Source organism: Acinetobacter sp. AHP123 (assembly GCF_023757925.1).
In the GTDB taxonomy this organism is placed as follows: domain Bacteria; phylum Pseudomonadota; class Gammaproteobacteria; order Pseudomonadales; family Moraxellaceae; genus Acinetobacter; species Acinetobacter oleivorans.
Map to the genome: position 1 here is coordinate 440,848 of NZ_CP092454.1, position 20,468 is coordinate 461,315.

A 20,468-nucleotide genomic window follows, 5' to 3' on the forward strand; every position below is an offset into this window, starting at 1 on the left:
TTTTGAACTATATCACATATATTTGTGCATTATTCAAGCAATAAAACCTAACCTTACATAAGCCTACTGAAAATACGCATCAAAACGACAAGCATCTCCTTGCCATTGATGAGCTGGCTCTTGATTCGCCAAGAAAATAGCATGGCGCGGTCGTTTAACGACTACACGTTTAGCAACTTTCTGTGCCAAAACCAGCAAATTATCACCTAAATCCATCTCACCATCTTCGGGTAAAAGAAGATGTAAAAGCTGCATCTGTTTTTTTACTTGAGCTTGTTTTTTGATTGCTTGGTGATTCTGATCACGCTGTGGAAACATCGGATCTAGATAAACCACATCAACTAGTTGAGCTGTTTGCTGTAACTGTTGTAAATAACTTGCAGAGTCAGCAAAGATCAGTTGAATCCGATCCATAAACTGGCTTAAAAAGCTGTCTTGTTCAGCTTGTGCTTTTGCATCTTCAAGTAAGGTAAACAAAATTGGATGGCGCTCAACCAATTGTATTTGTGCGCCTAAATAAGCCATGAGTAAGCTGTCATGGCCTAAGCCTGCTGTAGCATCAACCAATATTGGTTTTTCACCTAACTGACAAGCCCGAGCAATCATTTCTGATTTAAGACTTGCACGTTTTAAACGGGAAATTTCGGCTTTCCAGTCGGGCTGCATTTTCATGCCATTTGCAGATAACCATAGCCCATTTTCATCCACACAAAGTGCCAACTCAGGATTTAAACGCAGAAAACGTGCATTCAGTTTTTCAACTAACTGCAAATCTACAGTCACACCTCTAGAACAAAGCACAGCTTGGTAGTGCTGTGCTTGTTGTTGAAAATCTACTTCAAAATATATGTGCATGATTCGCCTTTATTTTGCTTTACCCTGATCTGCTATTTTTTTCCATGCATCATCACGTAAATAAACTGGCAAAGCATGTTCAGCATCAACCCACTGCTTTTCTTCTGCATAAACACGTGCAATAGAAGCAATGTCTTGTGCAGTTGCAGTGATTGTTTGATGATCTGCATCAGCTTGAAGTAACTTTGCGCCCGAACCAATTAAGCAATGTTTTGCGTAAGCAGCTGCTGGCTCGTAGCCCATTAATTTTTCTTCATCAATACACTGCATAATTCCATGCTCATCTAGAACATAACTTGCAATGTAAACTTCGTTCATACGAGCATCGAGAACCGCAGTCACTTGTTTCAAACCTTCAAGTCGGTATGCCGCTTGAGCTAAAGCTTGCAAACTCGAAACAGGAATAACGGGTAAATCTTGTGACCATGCCAACGCCTGAGTCACAGCTGCATTAATGCGAACACCACTAAAAGAACCTGGCCCACGGCTAAAGGCAATCGCATCTAGACCAGCAACCTCAAGACCTGTTTGTTGTAGCCCCTGCTCAATCATAGGCAAAATGGTCTGGGTTTGTGCTTTCGCCCGCGTATCGAGTTGAAAAAACAGTTCTTGGGTTTCATCGACTAATGAAATAGAACACTGCTCATTTGCAGTTTCCAACGCCAGCAATTTCATGCACAACCTTAGTATTAAATCAGATTAAAAACGAGGGTTATGATACCCCACTCAGCTCTGATAGGCGAGTTGTTCTCTTTCTAAATAAAAATGCCAAGCTTGTGCTTGGCATAAAAATATTTTTCTAAAAAAGAGTTAAAAGTGGAATTCTTTTAAATCTGCATAGTTCTTAAAGTGCTCAGCATAATGTAGTGCACTCAAACGTATTTTTGCAGCGCCATCTTCATCTAAAATTTTGACAATTTTGCCAGGTGAACCCATCACCACTGAATTATCTGGAATCACCTTCCCTTCAGGAATTAAGGCATTCGCACCAATAATACAGTTTTTACCAATCACAGCGCGATTTAAAATTACGGCGTTCATACCAATCAAACTATTATCACCAATCGTACAACCATGCAGCATGACTTTATGCCCGACTGTGACATATTCACCAATGTTCAACTCAAGGCCCGCATCGGTATGTAGTACAGAATTTTCTTGAATATTAGAGAAATCACCAATTCGAACTACACAGTTATCGGCACGTACTACAGCTCCAAACCAAATGCTGACTTGACGTCCTAACTCTACTTGTCCAATTAGCGTTGCTGTTGGAGCAACCCAACCATCCCATGGCTCATGTAAGGCTTTTGGGTGCTGTCCTTGATAGCTATACATCATAATTTATCAATCCTGATCATTTATTCTTATGAGAAAACTTTGGCATTCCAAAGGTTGGTGAGTTGAGTAAAAATGGCCAATCTTTTTGATAACCCAATCCATATTTAAACAGAGCAACTAACATACGAGCAGTTAAACCCCAAATGATTTCATTATCAATCTGTAAGCTTGGAAAATATAAAGACTGATGGGCATATCGAACCTCATAAGGTGTCGGGCGCGTCTCGATCAGTTGTTGTAACGGGACAAAGAAAATTCGATCAATTTCGGTAGGCTGAGGTATTAAAGTCACCTCTGGAGGAATAAGCCCAACGATCGGTTTTACAGACAAACCACTTCTTGCACGCTGCATCGGCAAATCACCGAGCAACTGCACATCAAAAGGGTTTAAAGCTGTCTCTTCCTGAGCTTCTCTTAACGCTACAACAATATTACTGGTATCACTAGGATCACGCTTTCCACCCGGAAAAGAAACTTCCCCCGCATGGTTGTTCATATGTATTGAACGGCGTGTAAGCAGTACCTTCGGATCATTTTCATTAGTAATTGCTATCAGTACTGCTGCTTGTGCTTCTTGTATGCGGGTGGAAAAGCGCAATCTTTGCTGTAACTTTTGTGTTAGCAAGTGCTCTTCCATACCATTCACCTATTATTCTATCTCTCTTTGCATCATATCTGAAAATCAAACTTAGGGAATAGAGTTGATGCGTAAGTCTAAAAATTCAGTTATGCTGAGTCATCTCTATACTCGATGATAATTATGAGTTTCTGTGTAGCGTGTGGGCATAAAACCGAACAAAAAATTCCTTTAGGTGATCATAAAGTACGCCGTGTTTGTACTCATTGTGGAAATATTCACTATGAAAACCCCAAAGTAATCTGCGGTGCCTTAGCGTTATGGGAAGATAAAGTACTCCTCTGCCGTCGTGCGATTGAACCTCGTTATGGTTTATGGACTTTGCCTGCTGGTTATATGGAATTGTTCGAAACCATGGAGCAAGGTGCAGCACGCGAAACTCGTGAAGAAGCAGAAGCTGAGATAGAAATAGAACAACTCTACTGTATGTACAATATTCCGCGTATTGGTCAAATTTATGTACTTTTCAAAGCGCAGCTGAAAGATGGTATTTTTGGTGCAGGTGAAGAAAGTATCGAGAGTCGGTTGTTTGAAGAGCATGAAATTCCATGGGGAGAACTAGCCTTCCCTAGTGTCGAACACACACTAAGACATTATTTTGAAGACCGTAAAAAACAAGTATTCCCAACACATCTTGAAACTTTGGGTACTCGTTTAGACCATACGGGTTAATTAATTAATTAGATAATAAAAAAGACCGCTAAGCGGTCTTTTTTATTTGTCTCTTATTTTAAGACTTAGTTTTAATTGCTTTACATGCTGGAATAGACTGATCTGCTAATTTGATTGTTACTGTACCAACAATACGTTGTGCTAATGCTTTCTCTTCATCAGTTGGTGCTGGAATTACTTTATCAATTGCATTATAACTCGCTTGTGCAGCTGCATGAGCGTTATACCAACTAGCCAGCCCTTTTGCTCCATTATTAAGATTAATACTATTATTATCTACTTTATTTGCCAGTAAATTAAATAAATTCAGTTTTGCAGTTCCTGCTGATGGTCCAATGAATGTCAATCCAATCATCGCACCATCAATATTCGAAAATTTTGGATTTGCTAACATCATACGAATATAAACTGAGCGATCAGAGTTTGTCGGATCATCTAGTGTCGCAGCAGTCGTACCAATACGGTATTGCTGTACACCCAAACTATCAATTAAATTGTTGCCTGTAACTGTGGCACATTGCCCTGACATATCAGTAGTTGTGGCATTTGGTTTAATATCAGTTCGGATATCGCCATGTTCATCAATAACAATACCTAAATTTACAGGCTGTGCCGCTGTTTGCGCAAAATTAAAAGTTAAATTTGCATAGAGTGGAAAAATATAATTTTCTCCAGTTTTAACATTCCCAGCATTTTTAAAAACACTACTTTCTAAAAAACTAATCTTATTTCCTTTATAAATATCTACTCCCCCATTATAGTTTTCTCCACCCAGAGTTTGCCGCCAACGGCCATAATGTTGAGGATTTCCAGTATTTAGATTCGTCAAGGTTTTATATACAAATTCATTTCCTGCAATAGCATAATCATTAAATAATTTGCCTTGATAAATTTGTATGTCTTCATTTGGATTATCCGATAGACTTAAACGAAGAGGTGTAGTTGATTGAATTTCTCTGCTGATTGGATGAAGCCAAGTATTTTGGGCATTAACATTCATTTTGACTGGTTTAACTTTTCGTACAAGATTTAAAGGATCTGTTAAATCCTTTCTAACACCATTCCATTGTAAGCCATAACCGAATGTATAACCTTGACGGTCTGTCACTAAGTACATTGAATTTACACTATCACGCAAGGCAGTAGAGGAATTTTTTTCACACTCTTCATATGAGTTAAGATTACATCCTCTAAATAGGAAAACATCGAGAATATCTGTAGCTTCATAAGTTCCCGCATTACTTAAATTAGTTGTTTGCACTACTAATTTATATGCTTCATCATCTGAGATTGGACTGACATCTAGCCAAGGTTTTAAAAGACTCGCATACGCCCCACTTTGAAAATCTGCTGCTGTTACGCTTTGAGAGAGCTTAGTAAGTAGATCCTTTTTCTCATCTGTAATTTCTATAGGCTGTATATCTCCAATCAGATTATCACCTTTTTCAAAACCAATACTTTGGAATATTTTTACCAAAGCAATTGCAACTTTAATTGTTTCATCATTTTTATCTAAAGTCGCAGGTGTTTTACCTGTTATCCCACTTGCTAAATCTAATAGTCTTAAATACACAGGTAATGATGTTTTTTGACTTCCATTATTCACAAAAGCAGTATATTTTCCTATTGTATCAAGCTTCACACTACCTAAGAAAATCTGTTTATCGCTCTTACCTTGTAAATAGAAACGTGCAGTATCACCAACTTTACATGTACCCGTCACGGTCCCCTGTGAAAGGGTAGTGACAAAATGCTGCCCGAGGGCCGTACTACAATCAAAATTAATTCCTTCAACTGGATAATCCAATGCAAACTCAAAGCAATTTGAATCTCTACTAGCAGTCCCACTGACATTTGGCTTGCAACTACCAGAAGTTAAATTGCCATTATTACCTCCAGAGTTTGGATCTTCATTAATATTGGAACTACCACCACCACAACCATTTAACATCAGTGCTAGAGTAGTCAGTGCAAAAGGCCAGAAAACTTTTTTATTCATTAGCTATCCTACTTATTTTTTAACGTAATACCGAAATTTGAATTTGTCCCTGATTTGTTAACTCTTTTTCTGAAACATCCACAGCAGATGATAATGGAGTCATCATCATGTAATGTGCTGAAGATGGTACTTTTAAAACACCTTGAAGTGATGCGTGTTGTAACATCGTAGAAGGATAAGATTTACTCTTGAACCCACTTACACCTTCTAAAATACAACCTTTTTCATCTAAAAAAATAACTAAGGGCCAATAATAAAGTGGCTTCTCATTACTAGCAGCAAACGACATAAATTTTAAATGTTGAACAGAAGGATTTAGCTGTACTACCTCATATTCAAATTTTTCTTTTAAGGGTTTCCGAGGCCATAAATTTACTTCTTTATTTATGCTAAGCGTCTTAATAGATTTGGTATAACCTTTAATAAAACATTGATCTTTTTCAAAAGCAGCTTCTAACTCTTGCGGAGATAACCGCATATATGTTGGAGCTAAGACAACAGGAGACCAATCATCTTCAGTATGTCGATTAAAAAGCTGATCTAGCGTTGACCGACTAACACCTTTTTTACGCTCTATTGATTCAGTTCGTCCTAAGCCGTCAGGCATAAGATAAAAACGCTTTTTACCTTCAAGATTAAATTCCTGATCTTCAAGATACTCATTATTTACATATTCAATATTATCAATCGTTGTAAATTTAGACTTATCCTGTGAAGAGACGGCTGGTGGAGCTGTCTGTGATATGTTTTTTATTGGCGGCGGAACTAAAATAATCTTTTTCTTCCACTCATTATTAGCGACAGATTGAACCTTTTCACCTTCGAAAGATTTAGTTTTCTCCGTAGATGTTTTTAATTCTTTATCAGTAACGGTAGCATTTTGAGTTTTTTGCGGTGCAGTCGGTGCAGTCGGTGCAGTCGGTGCAGTCGGTGCAGTCGGTGCAGTCGGTGCAGTCGGTGCAGTCGGTGCAGTCGGTGCAGTCGGTGCAGTCGGTGCAGTCGGTGCAGTCGGTGCAGTCGGTGCAGTCGGTGCAGTCGGTGCAGTCGGTGCAGTCGGTGCAGAATTTAATTTCTTTTGTGGTTGTTGTTCTACTCTTTTTGGTGAATCTGTATTGCGCGCTTCCTCTTTAAACACTTTTTGAGCGGGAACAACTATCGTATTAGTTGTTGGGTTCTGGTGTTGTGCTTCTTCTATTTTAGAGAAGGCTTGTTTTTTCTGGTCAACTCTTTTACTAGGCACAATCATAGGACGGCCATCGGGACCTATAATCGTATAAAATCCGTCTGCGTAAGAAACAGAAACATTCGCTATCGCAACACATAAGGTTAAGATAGCAAAATTAGGGTTAAACATCCGTTTATACTGTTTTACCATTTTGTTCTATAACTCAAACCAAGTACTGTGACTTTTGTATTCGTTTTTACATCCAAACCAGCATATGGATTTAATAAAATATTATCGACACCACACTTATTAGATAAAGTACTTGTACAAGCGGGTATGTTATCTCGACTGCGTAAGAAGCCAACTGAAAGATCTAAATCGGTATCTGTATCGAAACGATATCCTACTCCCAAACCGAATAATTGCGCATTATTGATTGGAACCATGGTATTACGTTTATCATTAGGAATAGAGCTTGCACGAGGTTCATAACCAGCACGTAATTTCAACCGATCTGTAGCAGAATATTCTAGCCCTATTCCCCAACTCCAAGGCGAGGTAAACTTTAACGGTAACGCTAAAGAAGCTGGAGTTACATCATTAGATAGAATTCTTGCCACTTGAAGTAATGAAATCTGGCGATCAAATTCAAATTTAAATTTATCCCAGGCTGAATAATCAGTCCAACCTACATCAAAATTCATTTGTAAATCTGGCAATAATTTATATTTAATTCCTGCTTGAAAATGCGCAGGATATTCCAGATCCATTGCAACTAAACCAGACTCAGTATTTGGAATATATCCTGGTAATTGTAAGACTGCTGAAGCAATGCTACCACTAGTTGATGAGTTAAGACCTGCGATAAGCTGTTGGGGGGCTTTAGCATTATCAATCAGATACTTACCCTTTAAGCGCATTTTAGCTGAGCTCTGATAAACCATACCAAAACTAAAGTCATCAGTTGGCTCCCAAAGCAAACCTAAGTTATAACTTGGACTTAATGACTGCTCTAGAGAAACCTGCAGTGCACCCATTTTATTAAATGGATTCATTCCTTCTTGAGTATTACAAATACCCAATAATATTAGATCTGTAAAAAATTCTTTATTATTTTTAAATGGTCTACAAACAACCTCATCAACCATTCTTAATACCCCAATCATTTCATTGGGAAAACGTAAGTCTGTATTTAATGCAATCGCGTTATAGGACATTCCAAATGAAGCACCAAGGGATAAATGATCATTCACTTGAAAACCAAAAGATGGCGATAGATATGTAATACGCTCTACAGCAACTTGTTGCCCCATATAATTACTTGGGTTACCATTTTCTGCTCCAAAACCTGCAACTAAAGGTGCATAAATTGCTGTTGCATAGGTTACTTTCGATCCTGGTGGTTTATAAGCTATACCCGCTGTTGGAGCAACTAAAGGGTAACCTGCCCCCAAATCAACCATTTTTTTAAGAATTGGTACATATAAGCTAGCATATTCGACATCGCCACGAACAGGCCCTTTAAAATCAGTACATATACCTACCGAAACTTCAGGACCATCATTACAAACAATTGGGTCATCTGAATAACCAAAAACGTTATAACCCGGTGGTGCAGAATATTCCCTCTGAATATCAAAGTTTGCCAGAATACCCTGTACATCTGTTTGCAGCCCATCAATTTTAGCTAATGCTGCGGGGTTAAAATGAACCGCACTAATCCCAGGAGGATCTGCGGTTACAGCATTTCCCATCGAGAGTGAACGAATATCAACTGCTAGGTTTTGTCCTAATTGGGCATTGGCAAAGCTAGAAAAACCGGAGATAACAATTGCCGCAGTTAAAGGACATAATTTAGGATATTTCACCTTTATATCTCCTTATTTTTGCTTTTTGCCAAAACCTAAAATATCTAGTGGGAAAGATAGGCCCAGTGAAATATCCGGAGCATCTTCTGTTAAACCAATACCAACTGTGCCATTAACAATCGTTTCAGGTGAAACACGTACACCTAGAGCAAATGAAAGCATCGCGCTACTTTGATCTGGTGAAGTATAAGATTCATTGCCATTATCAAATTCAAACTCAGCATTCATATTAAAACTTTGCTGATATGACATAGTTAGAGATACGTCGTAATTAAATGAGTAAGCAAAACCAAAAGAAAAACCACCACTAATGCCTGGATCAAATGAGGTTAAAGTCCTCGTTCCATTTTTCCCTCCCCCACGAACTTGATCAAGTCCTGTTTCTTTAAAACCATAATTTGCAGACGCAGAAGCAAATAAAACGACTGGATCGATATACTTACGAGTACTAGCGCCTATCCCAGCAGAGTAATAACCTTTACCTGTTGAAAGTTCATCTAAGCCTATTTCATATGGACTATCGCCAGTTTTCGTAGATAAACTACCAAAAAGAACTAATGGTAAACGCCCTTGCTTTAAAGGAAATGGCTCCCAACGAGCACCTAAAGAAATATCACCCAATCCAGCAGTAGTTTTATCTTTAATAATTTCAGACTTTGCAACAAAAGGTAAAGTTGCTGAAAGAGTTAAATTATCAAGAACACCATATTGAAAAGTAAAACTGTTTGTTAAAGTATGGTTTGCATCTTCTTCAACACGTAAACGGTTGAGTTGAGAAGAGTTATCCGATAAAGCTAAGTCAATTCGTGTATCACGATAATATGTGTAATCAAGGTCATAATAAGATGAAATTACGCCCTTTTTAATTAACGAATATTGCCGCTCGTTGGAAGTAAATACTTCTTGTAAATTTGTCTCTTGGCTCGCATCACCTTCTTTTTTCTGTAAGGCAGTAGCAGCTTGATTTGCTTCAGGATTAGCTGATGTAGTCGGAACTACTCCTCCTTCTTGCACTGAATTTGGTGTTGACGTTACTTCTGGTGTTGTACTTGCTTCAGCAACAACCGCACCATTTTGTGCATCTGTTGTTTGTGCAACTTGATCATCTGCATAGATTGTCCCTGTAATGGCACTCATACTTAATGCCAATACACTCATATTCATCCATCGATTATTCATATTTCTTCCCACCCAATTTATTTATTTTACTAAATTAAAATCTAACTATTTACGTTTGTAATAAAGACGCATATAAGTTTCTATTGGCTGATTATATGTTGGAGAATGATTATCATTGTCCAAAACACGACGCATCGTTGAAGCTTTATTTGCTAAACGGTCATAATTAAATGTTGGATACTGCACATCAACAAAAGCATATCTGTTGACGGTTGCATCTTCCACATGACGCATATCTGCTTCTTTTAATGCCAATAAATCTTTACGCTGAGATTCGGGCACAGAAATAACAAATAAAGTATTATTATCCCAAATTTCTTTAAAACGATTTTCGTCAAAGCTGATATTCCCTAATGCAGGGTCAGCTACATATACTCGTCCATCTTTATAAGCTTTATATACGACAAAATGTTTAAAACCAGCATATGAAATTGGAACAATTGCAGGTTGACCAAGTTTAACTAAGTCAGAAAACTCGCCACGATAACCGCCGCTCTCTAAACCAATTGCTGTAACAAAGCGCTTCATATCAAGTAGCGAGAAGCTACGACGCTCAATAATCCGCTGATATTCACCGTACTGTAGTAAACCACTCATCGTTTGTTGTTCAGTCAAACTAGTGCCAACATAACCATTTAATAAAGTGGTAAGTGCAGCTGAACCACAGCTATAATCATATGCTTGTCGAACAATACCGCGAAATTGATCTTCTACAGCAGGCTTAATCGTAACTGATTCAAAATGATTTCGGCGAAAAGATAAATTACGTGAATCTGCAGTCTCTGTATAATAAACAGTTCCCGGTGGCTTTTTTTCTATTTCGAAGGCTTCTGTCGCAAAGTAATACATCAATGCTGAGCCTAAAACAATCTCTAACATAAGCACTTGGTCTAAATGGTGGCCTAACCGGCCTTATTCATTTTATTCTTAGAGCAATAGCTCTACATCCCTGTGTCTTGAAGATACCTTTTTTTTTTGTAAAAAACAGCTTTTTTTTAATCTTTTTGATGAACGCATAGTTCTACTCTAATTAAACTGTTAACCAGTCCTCATGTTTAATTATCAGCACTTCCAACATATTTATTATTTATATAATAATTTCATATTAAACAAATATATAAAATCATTTTAAATTTTCAGTCAATAAAAAAGCGCGTATAAAACGCGCTTTTTTTATTTTGAACTCTAGAAAATTAGTGTCCAGAAATTGTAATTGTAGAGTTGGCAACATTTAGACCTTGAACTTCCACATCACCAATCGAAGCAGCTGTACCTAAATGTACACCTTGTAAATATACATTCATTGCTTGAGTGCTATTATTTTTAACTTCAAGTCCAGTCGTTTTTACCGAGATACCAGCATTAACGTCTAAATCACCCGTTGCGTTAGCACCACGTACCATGATTTTGTCAAGTTTGATAGTACCGCCACCAGCAGCATCTTTAATACCTAGATTAGAGATATTTAAACCACCCTGTAAACTAGAGTTTACTTTAATCATTGCGCCTTGAGGAGCTGCACCTAACTGAATGTTTGCAGTAATTTTACCTAAAGACAAATCTAAACCAGTAATGATCTCTGTTGGAGCAGTTTCTGTAATACCACGTACTGCAGTCGTTTCACTTAAAGTACCTGAAGTACCCACACCAATTGAACCAACATGTACGTCAACCGCACCAACTGTTGCTGCAACGTTTAGGAAAGCACCGTTTGAGCCCGAAGCACCATTCGTATCAATTGCTAAATTTAAAAGCGGATCAGTACCTGTTTGCTTAAGAGTAATACCATTAATTGCGATTGCACCAGCAGTTCCTGTTGCACCTAGAATACCTGTTGCGGTACCTAAACCATCATTATCATGTAAATATAGTTTACTAATATTAATACCGTCAGTACCTAAAGCAATACCAATATTAATACCATCTTGACCTGTAGCAGCGCTTAGTGCAGCATCGTCCATTGACTGCATTGCCATTGCATTTGCACTGATAGCTAAAGAAGAAACTAAAGCAAGTTTAGTGAACATTTTCATTGAGCACTCTCCCAAGAGCATTTATTTTTTGACTTTAACCACTCTCATTGTCTCAAGTTGCATTTTTCTTTATATAGCAACCGAAACTTCCAATCCTTGAGTAGTTTTGCTTAGCAATTACTAAATTACATCTACGTTACTTTTTGTTCAACTAGTGTTGTGCATTTTTTGCCAACTACCCGACAAACGGTACGCTCAATTTATTTTGCTTTTAACTTCTAAAACCAACGCAAATCCCACTCTAAAATTCGACTATTTTATCAACGAAAAGTACCTCTCTTCTAAGTCTTCTCCCTGATGATCCTCAAGTTGTAGTAAACTAATATTTCCCTCATTAACTATTCTGTTATTTAAAAATGTCTCAGTTAAAGAAAAAAATCTCATTACATGGTAAAAGTACTGCCGAGATTTTAAAAAATTTACAAGGATTAACTGGGCTCATTTATTTAAATGACAATAATAATCCTATTATTGGTTTTCTCCCACAACAATACATTCTTATTCAGAATGAAAAGAATATAGCATTTCAACGTCAAAACTTTAATGAATATAAGAAAATATTAAAACCGAATCAATTATTAGACTTTATTCAACTAAAAGAAAATAAATTAAAAGAAATCAAGAATACTAAATCAATAACAAGTTTTAATGGCGGCTATATCGGTTTTATTAGTTATGATTTTGCTGCACATCAATTTATTCATGCTCAGACTCATATACAGCCATCTTTGCTCTTAGGCCAATATCGTTCTTTTTTAAAATATGTAGATAATGTTTGGTATTTTTTTAGTGATGAAGAAAATGCATTAGACCTATTTAAATATATTGAAAAGAAGTTAGAGATTCCTAATTCAAATAAATCTAAAAATATATTTGAATTAAAAACTTCTATTCAACCAAGATGGTCTAAAGAACAATATTTCGAGGCTTTTAACAAAATACAAGAGTACATTAAAGCTGGGGATTGTTATCAAATTAATTTAACCCAAGAATTTAAAGCTGATTTCAAAGGGTCTTTATTAAATAAAGCTGAAGAGTTATGGAGCCTTACTAATGCACCATATGCAGGTTATTTAAAATTAGATCAATTTGAATTATTAAGTTGTTCACCTGAACTCTTCATTGAATTCAATCAAAATAAACAAATTAAGACTCGACCTATTAAGGGAACCATGCCTCGATATGAAGATATCGAAAAAGATTTTATTTCAAAACAAACTTTAAAAAACTCGCAAAAAGATCAGGCCGAGAATGTCATGATTGTTGATTTATTACGTAATGATTTGAGCATTTATGCCAATACAGGGTCCGTAAAAACAACGCAATTATTCGAGATTGAAAGTTTTAATCAAGTTCATCATATGGTCAGTGAGATTGTTGCCACGCTTAAAGATGATATTAATCCAATGCAAATGTTGCTCTCTGCTTTACCGGGGGGATCGATTACAGGAGCCCCAAAAATTCGGGCGATGCAAATTATTGAAGAGCTAGAAGAAGAAGCAAGAGGTGCTTATTGCGGGACATTAGGTTACTTCAATTTTGATGGAACGGGCCGCTGGAATATTCTTATCCGTAGCTTCCAACAATATCAAAATCAGCTCTCTTTGTGGGCCGGTGGTGGTATTACGATTGCCTCAAATGCAGAAGCAGAATATCAAGAAAGCCTTGATAAAATTTCTGCCATGCTGAACTTGATGAACAGCACAGCAGACTAAAACTTAAAGAATATCTTGTTTTAACGTTTGCACTAAACGCATATTCTGCTCATCAGTACCCACTGTGATACGCAAAAATTGATTAATACGAGGCTTATTGAAATAACGCACAATAATACCTTGTTCACGTAATTGCTGTGCAAGTTTGCCAGCATCATGGACTGAGTGTGAAGCAAAAATAAAGTTCGCTTTAGAAGGTAAAACTTTAAAGCCCAAAGCAGTTAAGTCATCTACTAGCTTTTCACGACTAGAAATAACTTTCTGACAGTGTTCTTCAAAATAAGCCTGATCTTCAAAAGAAGCTACTGCGGCTGCAATTGCAAAACGGTCAATAGGATATGAGTTAAAACTATTTTTGACAGCTTCAAGCGCTGCAATTAAATGTGGCTGAGCGATTGCAAAACCAACGCGCAAACCAGCTAATGAACGAGATTTTGAGGTTGTTTGACAAACAACTAGATTCTCATAGCGATTTACAAGACCAACTGCGGATTCTGCTCCAAAATCAACATAAGCCTCATCGATCACCACCACCCGATCTGGATTTGCTTTTAAGATTTGCTCGATATCTGGCAAACCCATTGCAATACTGGTTGGTGCATTAGGGTTTGTAATAACAATCCCACCATTTGGTTGGATATAGTCCTTAGCTTCTATCTCGAAATTTTCATTGAGTGGAATTTCTTTAGTTTTTGTTCCAAAGAACTGACTATAAACTGGATAAAAACTATAAGTAATATCTGGATAAAGAATCGGTTCATCTTGAAGAAAAAATGCTTTAAAAATATGAGCAAGTACTTCATCTGAGCCATTACCAACGAAAACTTGAGACACCTCAATATTCTGTTGTTTAGCAATTGCTTGCTTTAAAGCTGTTGCATCTGGATCTGGATATAAACGCAAAGCATCAGCTTGCTGAGTTAAAACTGCTTGAACTGCGTCAACTACTTTTGGAGATGGCGGATATGGATTTTCATTCGTATTGAGTTTCAATAAATTCTGAATTTTAGGCTGCTCACCCGGAACATAAGGCTCTAATTCACGAACTTCTGGACTCCAAAAGCGCATTTGTACTGTAGATAAAGTCATGGTCTTATCTCAAAAAAGGGCTGAAAATCAGCCCTGAGTAATAATTAAAAAACGACAAGGTTTATAAGCTTATTAATAACGATAGCGAGCTGAGCGTGCATGGGCATCTAAGTTCTCTTGGACAGCTAATATGTCGGCTGTTTTAGCTAACGTTTTAACTCCATCTTTCGAACACATAATCAAGCTCGAACGTTTTTGGAAATCATAAACGCCTAACGGAGAAGAAAAACGAGCAGTTCCCGATGTCGGCAATACATGGTTTGGACCCGCACAATAGTCACCGATTGCTTCAGGTGTATAACGGCCCATGAAAATTGCTCCAGCATGACGAATCTCTTCGCTCATTGCTTCTGCATCATCTAGGCATAGCTCCAAATGCTCTGGTGCAACCTGATTAATCAACTCAATTGCTTCAGCACGGTCTTTGACTAATACCAAAGCACCACGGTTTTCAATTGAAATTCGAGCAATATCTGCCTTTGGCAATTCATTTAAATGCTTTTCAATTGCCAACTCGACTGCATTAAGCAAAGCTTCATCTGGAGTGATAAAAATAGCTTGAGCCACAGTGTCATGTTCAGCTTGTGATAAAACATCCATAGCCAACCAATCTGCATTATTCTCACCTTCTGCATATACTAAAATTTCAGAAGGTCCAGCAATCATATCGATGCCGACTTGACCAAATACAGCACGTTTAGCAGCTGCTACAAAACGATTTCCAGGACCAGTAATTTTATCTACAGGTGGAATTGTCTGAGTACCATAAGCCAAAGCTGCTACAGCCTGCGCCCCACCAATGGTAAATACTCGGCTAACTCCCGCAAGATAAGCTGCGGCAAGAACCAATGGATTTAATTCACCATTCGGTGCTGGAACAACCATAATAATTTCAGGTACACCCGCTACATGAGCAGGTACAGCATTCATTAGAACTGAAGATGGATAAGAAGCTAAACCACCTGGCACATAAATACCAACACGGTCTAAAGGCGTAACTTTTTGCCCTAATGTATTGCCCAAGTCATCAATATAAGTCCAGCTATCTTGTTTCTGAGCTTCATGAAATGTACGAATACGCTTTGCTGCCAACTCTAAAGCATCACGAATTTCTGGGCTTAAATTATCAAAAGCAGTTTTAAGTTGTTCTTGAGATAATTCTAAATCTGAAAATTGATGCGCAGGATGTCGATCGAACTGTTGAGTAAGCTTTAAAACATGATCATCACCATGCTGACGAACATCAGCAATAATTTGATCTACTGTTTGCACTAAATTAAGATCATTCACGGTTTCAAATGCTAATAGCTCAGCAAAAACCTGTTTGAAGTTTTGATCTTGAGTCGATAAACGTCGCATCAATTTACCCACAAGGCGAAAAAGAAAAAGTAAGTTTACCCTTTTTCTATGCGCTTGTGGGCATGATCTAGCTTAACTATCGCAAAAGCATGATGGGAAATTGCTTTTAACGCGATTGAACAGCTTGCTCAAGCTGTGAAATGATTGGATTTAACAAAGTTTGTTTACGTTTAAAACTGGCTTTATTTACAATTAATCGAGAAGAAACTTTGCAAATCTCTTCTAATGGCTCAAGACCATTTGCTCTTAAAGTATTACCAGTATCGACCACATCTACAATGTAATCACCCAAACCAACCAAAGGTGCTAACTCCATAGAACCATAGAGCTTAATAACATCAACCTGCTCACCTAAGCTTGCATAATACTGGCGTGTAAGATTGACATATTTCGTGGCAATTTTTAAACGACCCTTTGGATGCTCCATACCTACTTTACCAGCAGTCATTAACTTACATTTAGCAATCTGTAGGTCAAGCAACTCATATACATGCTGAGCACCATGTTCCATCAACACATCTTTACCCGCTACACCGATATCTGCTGCACCATTTTCTACATAGGTTGGTACATCAGACGCACGTAAAATTAAAATACGTACTTGCTTATGCGTAGTAGGGAAAATTAGTTTACGAGACTTTTCCGGATCTTCGAGTAAATTAATACCCGCCGTAGCCAATAAAGGTAACGTCTCTTTTAAAATACGCCCTTTACTCAATGCCAAGGTCAAACCATGATCAAAATTACCCATCACATCAAAATTAGGATCATCGTTTCTTACATCATTCATTAACTTACTCGCTTAATTTGGGCACCTAAACCTTGAAGCTTCTCTTCGACATGTTCATAACCACGGTCAATATGGTAGATACGATCAATTAACGTATCTCCTTCTGCAACTAAAGCAGCTAGAACCAAAGAGAATGAAGCACGTAAATCTGTTGCCATAACAGGTGCTGCCTGTAAGGTTTCAACTCCGGTTACGACTGCATCGTGACCTTCTACCTGAATATTAGCGCCCATTCTTGACAATTCAGGAACATGCATAAAACGATTTTCAAAGATCGTTTCAGAGATTGTTGCGAATCCACGACCAATCACATTTACTGCCATCAGCTGTGCTTGCATATCAGTTGGGAATTCTGGATGTGGCAAAGTTCTAAAACTTACAGCTTTAGGGCGTTTACCCATCATATCAAGTTCTATCCAGTCATCACCACGAGTGACTTCAGCACCCATTTCTTCAAACTTATCCAAAACAGACTCAAGTAATGCAGGGTCAGTATGTGTAGTTTTGACACGACCACCCGTAATTGCAGCAGCTGCTAAATATGAACCTGTTTCAATACGATCAGCAACAACAGCATATTCACAGCCATGCAAACTTTCTACGCCTGTTACAATAAGAGTATCTGTATCAAGACCTTCAATCTTGGCGCCCATTTTAATTAACATTTGAGCAAGATCAGTGATTTCTGGTTCACGAGCTGCATTACGAATAGTCGTAACGCCATCTGCTAATGCCGCTGCCATCAAGATGTTTTCGGTACCACCAACAGTAACCATGTCAAAAACAACTTCACCACCTTTTAAGCGACCATCAACTGAAGCATGGACATAACCATTTTCAACTTCAATATGCGCACCCAAAGCTTCTAAAGCTTTTAAATGTTGGTCCACAGGTCTTGAACCAATCGCACAACCACCAGGTAAAGAAACTTTAGCATTACCGTAACGTGCTAATAATGGTCCTAAAACCAAAATTGAGGCACGCATTGTTTTTACCAGCTCATAAGGTGCAAACTGATTATCTAAAGTAGAGGTATCTGCTTTTACTGTGTCATTTTCATAGCCAATTGTTACCCCTAATCCACCAATTAGCTTTACCAAAGTATTAACATCTTTAAGATTTGGAACATTGGTTATTGTAATTGGAGAATCTGCAAGAATAGTTGCAGCAAGTAATGGCAAAGCCGCATTTTTTGCACCAGAAATGCGCACTTCGCCCTCGAGCTTAACACCACCCGTAATTAAAAATTTATCCATTAATATTTAAGCTCCGAAAAGGCTTGCTTTACGCCATTCATCTTTGGTCATTGCACGAATTGTTACCGCGTGAACTTCCCCACTTGCAATATAAGTATTTAATGGTGCATAAACTAATTGTTGACGAGCCACTGTACGCTTACCTTCAAATTGATCATCCACAATACGGAGGTCAAATTTTCCGGCCTGTCCGCTCACCGCTACTTCCGCTACAGGGAAAGCTTCTTTTAAAATTTGAGTGAGCTGTTCACTATTCATTGCAAAGACCTCTGACACAACCTAAGGGGTAAAACGGAGTATTTTACTATAACTTTTTCCAAGAATTCAGTACGTGTTTATATTTTATCAATAAAAAAGAGGCTATCTTTCAAGCCTCTCTTAAATTAATAAAACTTATTAAACAGAAACAGTAACTTGCGAATAAGTACATTGCATTTTTCGATATCTTAATAATTGTCTTTTTAATTTTTCTGTCAATTTTTTAATTGAAGTATACATATCATCAGCGGTTGCCTGAGCAAACAACTCAATCCCCGGCAATCTTACAATAGCCTCTGCAACATGATTTGAACTCCCCTTATGAGAGCGCTTATCAATTTGATGATCTTTGGTTAATTTAATCTGCATACTATTCACCTGGTCTAGGTGTTTCGTCAATTGATTAAACTTTGATTTAATATTTTCTTCTATAGCTGGTGTAATTGCTAAATGATGTCCACGAATCGTTATTTGCATAATTCTATCCCTCACCTTTTTTAGGTTATTTAAAGAAGAACTAAAACGATTTAATGCTATCAAAAAAAATTAGGACAATTAAACCATTTTAGCGGCTCCTCTTGGTGAAATTAAAATTTCATTATTTCGTCATAATGAATCTCTAGAATAGCCATACTTCAAAATTCAGATCAAGACTTTTCTTTCAGACGATGAAGGAATATGTAACGATTCACGATATTTTGCGACAGTCCTTCTTGCTACTTCAATCCCTTCATCTTTCAACAATGTGGCAATTACATTATCTGACAAAGGTTTACGCGGGTTTTCACTTGCTACAAGTTTTTTAATCATTGCACGAATTGCAGTAGAAGAAGCCTCTCCACCAGCAGTTGTGCCTACATGGCTAGAGAAAAAATATTTCAACTCAAAAAGGCCACGTGGAGTAAGCATATACTTATTTGTTGTTACACGAGAAACTGTAGATTCATGCAATTCTACTTCTTCAGCAACATCTCGAAGGACCAATGGTTTCATTGCTTCTGCACCGATTTCCAAAAAAGCTTTCTGATGTTCCACAATACATGATGCTACTTTTAATAATGTTTTATGTCTTTCATCAATGCTTTTGATAAAGTTTTTCGCCTCAAGCATTTGATTACGCAAATATAAATTATCTTCACTCTGATCTGCTCTACGAATCATACTGGAGTAAAAAGAATTAATTCTTAATTTAGGTAATACATCTGGGTTTAATTGAACCTGCCAATGCAAATCTTTTTTAGAAACTACTACATCTGGGATTTGATAATCTGATTCTTGTTTATCAAAATCCATACCTGGATAAGGTTTCAATGTTTTTAAGAGATTGATTGCAAACTTTAATTGGTCTTTTGTTAAACCCGTTTGTTTGAGTAATTTATTTAAATCATTTGCTATCAAAAGCTCATAATATTGCAATAAGCTTTTTGCTTCGTTTAAATATTCAACATCTTTTGGTAGAAATTCGAGTTGTATTTTTAAACATTCCGCTAAATTACGTGAACCGATCCCTAGTGGATCAAGCCGTTGAATATGCTTTAAGACGACTAGAACCTCATCTTCTTCAATTTCTTCTTCGATATCCATCTCATTTAATAATTGTTGGGCAGCTAAAATTATTTCTTCTATTTCAGCATCTAAGAAACCTTTATCATCTAATGCATCAACAATACAGTAAGCAATTAATTGATCTATTTTAGAAAAGTGCAAAAGATTAACTTGTTCTAAAATATGTTCCTTTAGAGATAATTGAACTTGACGATTATCCTCTCTCTCTTCAAATTCTGGAGTAGCCAATACTGTTGATTGATGAGTATAAATATCATCCCAATCAGTATCGACTGGTAAATCATCAGGCAAATGGTTTGCATTTAATTCAGTTGTTAAATCATCTGATTCTTTGCTTTCTAATACAGATAGGCTTTCTGTTATTGATTCTTCTTCTATTTTTTCAAGTAAAGGATTACTATCTAGTTGAATTTGAATTTCTTGTTCAAGCTCTAAGCTAGAAAGCTGTAACAAACGAATCGCCTGCTGCAATTGAGGTGTTAACGATAAAGAATTCGCAACTTTCAACCCAACAGATAATTTCATATTTTAGATTCCATTAAACAAGCAAAAATCATGCCTACTTAACATTTATAACATATAGTTTCTATTTATCATATATATTGGTATGAAATTTCTAGAAGAAAAAGCGGATCTTTTAATAAAAAATTTTGCTCTATAACTAATTAAGATATAGGTCTTGCAGC

Annotated in this window: 19 protein-coding genes; 2 read left to right on the plus strand and 17 right to left on the minus strand. The window is 37.1% G+C overall.

Annotated elements, in window-relative coordinates; genetic code table 11:
- Nucleotides 1-63: 63 nt before the first annotated feature.
- From MJX77_RS02095 to MJX77_RS02110, 4 genes are all read right to left on the minus strand, one after another.
- Nucleotides 64-855: a class I SAM-dependent methyltransferase gene (locus MJX77_RS02095; RefSeq protein WP_252060452.1), complete on the minus strand. Its 792-nt coding sequence runs from the start codon at nucleotides 853-855 to the stop codon at nucleotides 64-66.
- A 9-nt stretch (nucleotides 856-864) separates the two neighbouring features.
- Nucleotides 865-1,530 (minus strand): tRNA (adenosine(37)-N6)-threonylcarbamoyltransferase complex dimerization subunit type 1 TsaB, encoded by a 666-nt coding sequence (tsaB, locus tag MJX77_RS02100; RefSeq protein ID WP_005302860.1) that lies wholly within the window; start codon nucleotides 1,528-1,530, stop codon nucleotides 865-867.
- A 135-nt stretch (nucleotides 1,531-1,665) separates the two neighbouring features.
- The gene (locus MJX77_RS02105) at nucleotides 1,666-2,193 is read right to left on the minus strand and encodes a gamma carbonic anhydrase family protein (RefSeq protein ID WP_252061299.1); all 528 of its coding nucleotides are present in this window, start codon (nucleotides 2,191-2,193) and stop codon (nucleotides 1,666-1,668) included.
- Between the two features lie 19 nt (nucleotides 2,194-2,212).
- Entirely contained in the window at nucleotides 2,213-2,842 is a 630-nt protein-coding gene (locus MJX77_RS02110; RefSeq protein ID WP_085942204.1) for a CoA pyrophosphatase, read from the minus strand.
- Between the two features lie 114 nt (nucleotides 2,843-2,956).
- On the opposite strand from MJX77_RS02110, the gene MJX77_RS02115 reads away from it, so the two are divergent.
- Complete coding sequence (locus MJX77_RS02115; RefSeq protein ID WP_002115876.1) at nucleotides 2,957-3,505, plus strand: NUDIX hydrolase; 549 nt, start codon at nucleotides 2,957-2,959, stop codon at nucleotides 3,503-3,505.
- Nucleotides 3,506-3,563: 58 nt separating this feature from the next.
- On the opposite strand, the gene filF is transcribed toward MJX77_RS02115, so the two are convergent.
- The 6 genes from filF to filA all read right to left on the minus strand — a co-directional run bounded on the left by filF (nucleotide 3,564) and on the right by filA (nucleotide 11,749).
- Complete coding sequence (gene filF, locus MJX77_RS02120; protein WP_252060453.1) at nucleotides 3,564-5,504, minus strand: putative pilus system protein FilF; 1,941 nt, start codon at nucleotides 5,502-5,504, stop codon at nucleotides 3,564-3,566.
- 19 nt (nucleotides 5,505-5,523) lie between these two features.
- A complete protein-coding gene (gene filE, locus MJX77_RS02125) occupies nucleotides 5,524-6,879 on the minus strand; it encodes a putative pilus assembly protein FilE (protein WP_252060454.1) in 1,356 nt (451 codons plus the stop codon).
- Nucleotides 6,873-8,537 (minus strand): putative pilus system OmpP1/FadL family transporter FilD, encoded by a 1,665-nt coding sequence (gene filD, locus MJX77_RS02130; protein WP_252060455.1) that lies wholly within the window; start codon nucleotides 8,535-8,537, stop codon nucleotides 6,873-6,875. Before filD ends, filE begins: the two co-directional genes overlap by 7 nt.
- 12 nt (nucleotides 8,538-8,549) lie before the next feature.
- Nucleotides 8,550-9,716 (minus strand): putative pilus system protein FilC, encoded by a 1,167-nt coding sequence (filC, locus tag MJX77_RS02135; RefSeq protein WP_252060456.1) that lies wholly within the window; start codon nucleotides 9,714-9,716, stop codon nucleotides 8,550-8,552.
- Between the two features lie 45 nt (nucleotides 9,717-9,761).
- Nucleotides 9,762-10,595: a putative pilus system C39 family peptidase FilB gene (gene filB / locus MJX77_RS02140; RefSeq protein ID WP_004794473.1), complete on the minus strand. Its 834-nt coding sequence runs from the start codon at nucleotides 10,593-10,595 to the stop codon at nucleotides 9,762-9,764.
- Between the two features lie 314 nt (nucleotides 10,596-10,909).
- On the minus strand, nucleotides 10,910-11,749 hold the full coding sequence (gene filA, locus MJX77_RS02145) for a putative pilus system protein FilA (RefSeq protein ID WP_225995840.1): 840 nt from the start codon (nucleotides 11,747-11,749) through the stop codon (nucleotides 10,910-10,912).
- 356 nt (nucleotides 11,750-12,105) lie between these two features.
- Here filA and MJX77_RS02150 point away from each other — a divergent pair, with 356 nt between their 5' ends.
- Nucleotides 12,106-13,464: an anthranilate synthase component I family protein gene (locus MJX77_RS02150; protein WP_252060457.1), complete on the plus strand. Its 1,359-nt coding sequence runs from the start codon at nucleotides 12,106-12,108 to the stop codon at nucleotides 13,462-13,464.
- A 3-nt stretch (nucleotides 13,465-13,467) separates the two neighbouring features.
- Here MJX77_RS02150 and hisC read toward each other — a convergent pair whose 3' ends face one another.
- From hisC to MJX77_RS02185, 7 genes are all read right to left on the minus strand, one after another.
- Entirely contained in the window at nucleotides 13,468-14,553 is a 1,086-nt protein-coding gene (gene hisC, locus MJX77_RS02155) for a histidinol-phosphate transaminase (RefSeq protein WP_252060458.1), read from the minus strand.
- A 72-nt stretch (nucleotides 14,554-14,625) separates the two neighbouring features.
- The gene (hisD, locus tag MJX77_RS02160) at nucleotides 14,626-15,912 is read right to left on the minus strand and encodes a histidinol dehydrogenase (protein WP_252060459.1); all 1,287 of its coding nucleotides are present in this window, start codon (nucleotides 15,910-15,912) and stop codon (nucleotides 14,626-14,628) included.
- A gap of 106 nt (nucleotides 15,913-16,018) precedes the next feature.
- Nucleotides 16,019-16,702: an ATP phosphoribosyltransferase gene (gene hisG / locus MJX77_RS02165; RefSeq protein ID WP_003655841.1), complete on the minus strand. Its 684-nt coding sequence runs from the start codon at nucleotides 16,700-16,702 to the stop codon at nucleotides 16,019-16,021.
- Nucleotides 16,702-17,958, minus strand: a complete 1,257-nt coding sequence (gene murA / locus MJX77_RS02170; RefSeq protein WP_252060460.1) for a UDP-N-acetylglucosamine 1-carboxyvinyltransferase — start codon at nucleotides 17,956-17,958, stop codon at nucleotides 16,702-16,704. Before murA ends, hisG begins: the two co-directional genes overlap by 1 nt.
- A gap of 6 nt (nucleotides 17,959-17,964) precedes the next feature.
- Nucleotides 17,965-18,216 (minus strand): BolA family iron metabolism protein IbaG, encoded by a 252-nt coding sequence (ibaG, locus tag MJX77_RS02175; protein WP_004794487.1) that lies wholly within the window; start codon nucleotides 18,214-18,216, stop codon nucleotides 17,965-17,967.
- A 138-nt stretch (nucleotides 18,217-18,354) separates the two neighbouring features.
- Complete coding sequence (gene hpf, locus MJX77_RS02180; RefSeq protein ID WP_004641296.1) at nucleotides 18,355-18,693, minus strand: ribosome hibernation-promoting factor, HPF/YfiA family; 339 nt, start codon at nucleotides 18,691-18,693, stop codon at nucleotides 18,355-18,357.
- Between the two features lie 165 nt (nucleotides 18,694-18,858).
- Nucleotides 18,859-20,307, minus strand: a complete 1,449-nt coding sequence (locus MJX77_RS02185; protein WP_252060461.1) for an RNA polymerase factor sigma-54 — start codon at nucleotides 20,305-20,307, stop codon at nucleotides 18,859-18,861.
- Nucleotides 20,308-20,468: the final 161 nt, after the last annotated feature.

What these genes read in the sequence shown, in the direction of transcription:
- MJX77_RS02115 (WP_002115876.1), top strand. Translation starts at nt 2,957, where the DNA reads ATGAGTTTCTGTGTAGCGTGTGGGCATAAAACCGAACAAAAAATTCCT.
- MJX77_RS02150 (WP_252060457.1), top strand. Translation starts at nt 12,106, where the DNA reads ATGTCTCAGTTAAAGAAAAAAATCTCATTACATGGTAAAAGTACTGCC.
- murA (WP_252060460.1), bottom strand. Translation starts at nt 17,958, where the DNA reads ATGGATAAATTTTTAATTACGGGTGGTGTTAAGCTCGAGGGCGAAGTG.
- MJX77_RS02095 (WP_252060452.1), bottom strand. Translation starts at nt 855, where the DNA reads ATGCACATATATTTTGAAGTAGATTTTCAACAACAAGCACAGCACTAC.
- hisD (WP_252060459.1), bottom strand. Translation starts at nt 15,912, where the DNA reads ATGCGACGTTTATCGACTCAAGATCAAAACTTCAAACAGGTTTTTGCT.
- filA (WP_225995840.1), bottom strand. Translation starts at nt 11,749, where the DNA reads ATGAAAATGTTCACTAAACTTGCTTTAGTTTCTTCTTTAGCTATCAGT.
- ibaG (WP_004794487.1), bottom strand. Translation starts at nt 18,216, where the DNA reads ATGAATAGTGAACAGCTCACTCAAATTTTAAAAGAAGCTTTCCCTGTA.
- filB (WP_004794473.1), bottom strand. Translation starts at nt 10,595, where the DNA reads ATGTTAGAGATTGTTTTAGGCTCAGCATTGATGTATTACTTTGCGACA.
- hpf (WP_004641296.1), bottom strand. Translation starts at nt 18,693, where the DNA reads ATGCAAATAACGATTCGTGGACATCATTTAGCAATTACACCAGCTATA.
- filC (WP_252060456.1), bottom strand. Translation starts at nt 9,716, where the DNA reads ATGAATAATCGATGGATGAATATGAGTGTATTGGCATTAAGTATGAGT.
- filF (WP_252060453.1), bottom strand. Translation starts at nt 5,504, where the DNA reads ATGAATAAAAAAGTTTTCTGGCCTTTTGCACTGACTACTCTAGCACTG.
- hisC (WP_252060458.1), bottom strand. Translation starts at nt 14,553, where the DNA reads ATGACTTTATCTACAGTACAAATGCGCTTTTGGAGTCCAGAAGTTCGT.
- hisG (WP_003655841.1), bottom strand. Translation starts at nt 16,702, where the DNA reads ATGAATGATGTAAGAAACGATGATCCTAATTTTGATGTGATGGGTAAT.
- MJX77_RS02185 (WP_252060461.1), bottom strand. Translation starts at nt 20,307, where the DNA reads ATGAAATTATCTGTTGGGTTGAAAGTTGCGAATTCTTTATCGTTAACA.
- tsaB (WP_005302860.1), bottom strand. Translation starts at nt 1,530, where the DNA reads ATGAAATTGCTGGCGTTGGAAACTGCAAATGAGCAGTGTTCTATTTCA.
- filE (WP_252060454.1), bottom strand. Translation starts at nt 6,879, where the DNA reads ATGGTAAAACAGTATAAACGGATGTTTAACCCTAATTTTGCTATCTTA.
- MJX77_RS02105 (WP_252061299.1), bottom strand. Translation starts at nt 2,193, where the DNA reads ATGTATAGCTATCAAGGACAGCACCCAAAAGCCTTACATGAGCCATGG.